This window comes from Mesorhizobium sp. M8A.F.Ca.ET.218.01.1.1 (assembly GCF_004791165.1).
GTDB lineage: Bacteria > Pseudomonadota > Alphaproteobacteria > Rhizobiales > Rhizobiaceae > Mesorhizobium.
This window is the reverse complement of the sequence record NZ_SRUZ01000123.1, coordinates 1-331: the sequence shown is the minus strand read 5'-3', so window position 1 is coordinate 331 and position 331 is coordinate 1. Positions and strand designations below refer to the sequence as shown.

General features: G+C 64.4%; 1 pseudogene. It reads right to left on the bottom strand.

Going from position 1 to position 331, the window contains the following annotated elements:
• Positions 1-294: pseudogene (locus EN861_RS34670) on the bottom strand (glycosyltransferase family 2 protein); the annotation flags it as partial.
• Positions 295-331 lie beyond the last annotated feature (37 nt).

Genomic DNA, 331 nt, shown 5'->3' with positions numbered 1-331 from the left:
GATGACGACCACCTCGAAGTTCGGATATTCGAGCGCCAGCATCGAATGCACGCTCTCGACCACATTCAATGCCTCGTTATAGGCTGGAACCAAGAGCGCGATCGGCGGCGCGACGTCGCCATAGCGATGCCACAGCAGCGCCGAGCGCGCGACGGGCGGGCGCCTGGAAAGCGCGTAGCCGGCGACGATGAGCTGCAGCAGGTAGATCGTCGTCTGCGCCAACCCCGCCCCGATAATGAACCAGGACAGGATGGTGGCGGCAAGAACGATCTCGTGGCTCCAGTCGGCGATCATGCGGCCGGCCCCTCGGCAAGAATGAGCGAGGCGGTGC